The sequence below is a fragment of the Marisediminitalea sp. genome (assembly GCF_984433645.1).
In genome coordinates, this window is sequence record NZ_CFIDRX010000258.1 from 1 (window position 1) to 4,064 (window position 4,064).

At 50.6% G+C, this 4,064-nt stretch carries 5 protein-coding genes; 4 read left to right on the forward strand and 1 reads right to left on the reverse strand.

Going from position 1 to position 4,064, the window contains the following annotated elements; genetic code table 11:
- Nucleotides 1–647, forward strand: a 647-nt coding sequence (locus AC4MRN_RS19795) for a zinc-binding dehydrogenase (RefSeq protein WP_491204284.1), incomplete at its 5' end; no start/stop codon positions are given.
- Nucleotides 644–979, forward strand: coding sequence for a DUF2834 domain-containing protein (locus tag AC4MRN_RS19800; RefSeq protein ID WP_491204285.1), 336 nt, complete (start codon nt 644–646; stop codon nt 977–979). The genes AC4MRN_RS19795 and AC4MRN_RS19800, both read left to right, overlap by 4 nt.
- A gap of 10 nt (nt 980–989) precedes the next feature.
- Here the strand turns inward: AC4MRN_RS19800 and rnhA are convergent, their stop codons facing one another.
- Entirely contained in the window at nt 990–1,454 is a 465-nt protein-coding gene (gene rnhA / locus AC4MRN_RS19805; RefSeq protein ID WP_073324758.1) for a ribonuclease HI, read from the reverse strand.
- An 86-nt stretch (nt 1,455–1,540) separates the two neighbouring features.
- Between rnhA and dnaQ the strand changes: the two genes are divergently transcribed.
- Both dnaQ and AC4MRN_RS19815 read left to right on the forward strand, forming a co-directional pair.
- On the forward strand, nt 1,541–2,248 hold the full coding sequence (dnaQ, locus tag AC4MRN_RS19810; RefSeq protein ID WP_491204286.1) for a DNA polymerase III subunit epsilon: 708 nt from the start codon (nt 1,541–1,543) through the stop codon (nt 2,246–2,248).
- Nucleotides 2,249–2,309: 61 nt separating this feature from the next.
- Nucleotides 2,310–3,734 (forward strand): TIGR03503 family protein, encoded by a 1,425-nt coding sequence (locus tag AC4MRN_RS19815; RefSeq protein WP_425435077.1) that lies wholly within the window; start codon nt 2,310–2,312, stop codon nt 3,732–3,734.
- Nucleotides 3,735–4,064: the final 330 nt, after the last annotated feature.

A 4,064-nucleotide genomic window follows, 5' to 3' on the forward strand; every position in this document is an offset into this window, starting at 1 on the left:
TCAGTGATGCAGAAGGCGCCGGGCTCGCAGAAGTCTTTTTAACCGCCTTTCAGGCAATGCACAGCATTGCGAAATTGCAGCATGGGCAAAAAGCGCTGATCCACGCAGGCGCCAGTGGGGTGGGCATTGCAGCAACACAGCTTTGTCGTTTGTGGGGCGTAGAAACGGCTGTGACCGCGTCCTCGGCCGAAAAACTGGCGGTGTGCGAAGCACAAGGTGCGTCGCTGCTAATTAATTACACTGAGCAGGATTTTGTAAGTGAAATAAGGCAACACTGGCCCGCAGGTGTGAATGCGGTGCTGGATATGGTGGCAGGCGACTACGTAAACAGAAACCTCAATGTCATGGCCATGGACGGGATTATGGTCTATCTCGCCATGATGGGCGGCCGGTTTGCAGAAAAACTCGATATGGCAAAGTTACTCGCTAAACGCGTCACCATTACCGGCAGCACATTGCGAAACCGCTCGACTGAATACAAAGCACAGCTCGTGGCAGCGTTTACGCAATCATGTCTGCCTGCTTTTGCTAGCGGCGAATTGCAGGTTGTTATCGACCGTGTCTACGGCGTCGAGGATATTAATGCGTGCCATGCGACGATGCAGCGCAATGCAACTATGGGAAAACTGGTGGTGAGCTGGTCATGAGGGCGTCAACACTGTTTTTATTCATAGCCCTGGCCGGCGCCGTATTGCCGATAAAAGTGTTTTTTAGCTGGCTGGTGGCATACGGAGTACACCCGGTGTTGTTCTGGCAACATCTGACTGCCACGCCACTAAGTGTTTTTGCCTGGCTGGATGTCTTTATTTCGGCAGTTGCCTTGCTGGTATATCTGTATGTTGTCAAAACCCGTTTTTCACGGGCTCAAATCATCAGCGTGATATTGGCTACCTGCCTGATAGGCGTGTCCTGCGGGCTGCCATTATTGTTGAGTTATCAATGCAGGCAGCACGAGAAGAAGATTCAACAAGCGACCTAGGCCCTTGGCCTTAGGGCTGGTAGCCAGTGTCTTCGTGGGTTGGGTTATTTGCGCCGGCGCGAGCCAGTTCGTCGCAGCGTTCATTTTCCGGATGACCGCTGTGACCTTTAACCCAATGCCAGTTTACATTGTGCGGTTTTATAGCGTCGTCCAGTCGCTTCCACAAGTCGGCATTTTTTACCGGTTTCTTATTGGATGTGCGCCAGCCGTTCTTACGCCAGCCGTGGATCCACTGATTAATCCCGTTTTTAACGTACTGGCTGTCGGTGGTTAACTCAACCTGACAGGGCTTGGTTAATTCGTTTAACGCCTCAATGGTAGCGAGCAACTCCATGCGATTGTTGGTGGTGAGCGTAAACCCCTCACTTAATTCTTTGCGGTGCTTGCCGTAAATCAGCACAGCACCATAGCCACCGGGTCCCGGATTGCCTAAACACGAGCCGTCGGTAAAAATATGTACAGATTGTTGCGCCACGATTTCTCCTTTTTTGTTCTGAAGGCGTGGTCAGCCAGCAATGGCTTGGTATACTACCGGAATCTGACCAAAGTTTAGAGTGGTTTATGCGTCAAATAGTACTGGATACAGAAACAACAGGTATTGAACCCAGAGAAGGGCACCGTATTATCGAGATCGGTTGTGTTGAGGTCGTCAACCGCCGTTTAACCGGTAACCATTTTCATGTGTATATCAATCCGCAGCGGGAAATCGAACAGGAAGCCATTGAAGTTCACGGTATTACCAATGAATTTCTGGCTGACAAGCCGCTTTTCGCCGACGTGGCTCAGGACTTTATCGACTTTATTCGCGGCGCCCAGCTGGTAATTCACAACGCGCCGTTCGACGTGGGCTTTATGGACCACGAATTTGCCATGCACGGGCCGACTGCCGGTACGGTTACCCGGGAGATTTGTACAGTTCTGGATACCCTTGTACTGGCTCGCGATATGCACCCGGGTCAGAAAAACAACCTCGACGCCTTGTGTAAGCGCTACGGTATAGACAACAGCCACCGTGAACTCCACGGCGCATTACTGGATGCGGAGATTCTGGCCGACGTTTATCTGATGATGACCGGCGGTCAGACAGATCTGAATCTGGCCGGCAATAACCAGTCAGCCGGAAGCGGTGCGGAAATAATCAGACGCATCGAACGCGGTGCAAATAAATTAAAGGTTATTCAAGCCACTGCCGATGAATTAACACAACATGAGGAGCGTCTGAACCTGGTTGAAAAACAAGGTGGACAGTGTTTGTGGCGTAACCTCTAACTCTTTTTGTCGGGATAGGGCGCTAGCATTGGTTTTTAAACGCATTTTACGTACTGGAATATTGTGGCTGTTCGTTCTAGCGATAGGGCAGGCGAATGCGCAATCGCGTGATGAGATCGACGCGGCTGCAAATGCTGAACAGCAAACCGATACCGAACAAGCCGCGTCACCGATATCGTTAATTGGCAGTGAGTACGAAAACGGCATCAAGCTAATGCAGAACCGTTTTCGCATTGACTACAACGTGGAAGAAGTCACCATGGTGTTCTTCCGCGAATACGGGTCGGCACCGGTCGTCCTGGTGCGTCCAGACGGCTCGAAGATCTTCCAGAGTCAGGTAGATGGCAAAGACATATTCTGGTTCGATGCCGATACCTACGACATGATCAATATCAAGAACCCGGTTCCCGGGCCCTGGCAGGCTGTCGGTCAAATTATGCCGGGAAGTCGGGTAATGGTGCTTTCGGATATTGCACTGCACGCTGACCCTTTACCGCCCATCTTATTTTCCGGCGAAATCCTCAAGCAAACCGCCTATCTCACCAACGGCGACAAGCCCATTGATTACAGTCAGTTTCGCGATGTCGTAGAACTCACTATTGATTTGGTGAGTACCAACAACCCCAACTTCGACAATTTCGGCGCAGACGATCAGCAAATAGCGACGTTCGAAGACAACGGCAGGGGCATGGACGAAGCGCCGCTGGATGGCGTCTTTACCGGTCAGTTTAACCTGGCGGTACCCGCAGGCGAGTGGGAGCCTATTTTTCGTGTAAGCACGCCTATGTTTACGCGAGAGCAGGTTGACCCGCCAATTCGGTTGTATCCTAACCCGGTGATCATGAATGTCGAACTGGACGGTGGCGGCAATGACTACCATAAACTGCTTATCGATGTAGATCGAAACCTGGTGGATATGAATTCACTGCTGGTCGACGGTAAAGTGCGTTACCCCAATGGCGATGTCCAAAACTTCTCGCTGACGGAGCCCAGTGATGCCGTCAGGGAGCACCTTATTATTGCCTTTGACTACGGGATATTTCGCGTCAAGTTAACAGCATACGGCAAAACGGTGAATGGCAGGGACTTTATTCTGGACGTCCCGGAGTACACCTTCCTGGTAGCTGAGCCAGAATTACCTGAGCCCGAAATCGAGGAGTCAGCCGCAGAGAATGACATTGATACGGTCATTACAGAGCCTGAACCTGAGCCAGAGCCCGAAGGAATGGATGAACAAACACTGATGATTTGGCTTATCGCCGTGAACGGCGGGATCATTGTGTTAGGTGGCATCGTAATTGGCGTGGTAATGTGGCTTAAACGCCCGAAAGTAAAATTACCGCCTGATTCGGCTGCAGGGAAAGGCAAAGCTAAAGCCGCAGCGAAAAAGCCGGCTCAGGGTGATGACGCTGGGGAAGAAAAGAAAGGCTTCTTGGGTGGTCTGTTGGCGAAGTTTAAAAAGAATAAAGCACCCGACGCCAAATAATCAGTGTTTAACACATCTACGTGTGTTCAGGCGCAAAACAGCAGAGCTGGCTACGCAGTTACACTAAGTCTTTGTTCGTGAATTGGTTTGAGGTTTGGCCCTAAATTTAACCAATGCGGTGCCTATTTCGTCGATATGGCGAATAAACAGGCAAACGATTCAAAGAATGACAGTTTGGTAAAAAAAACCGTTGACTCGACCCAGTGTAATCCGTATTATCTGCGCCGCAGTGAGGGGCAAGCTTCTGAAAAGACTCTTGTTAAATCGCTGAAATAATTGAAAATGTGGAGCGGTAGTTCAGTTGGTTAGAATACCGGCCTGTCACGCCGG

Coding starts and splice junctions, on each gene's coding strand:
- AC4MRN_RS19800 (WP_491204285.1), top strand. CDS start 644: ATGAGGGCGTCAACACTGTTTTTATTCATAGCCCTGGCCGGCGCCGTA.
- dnaQ (WP_491204286.1), top strand. CDS start 1,541: ATGCGTCAAATAGTACTGGATACAGAAACAACAGGTATTGAACCCAGA.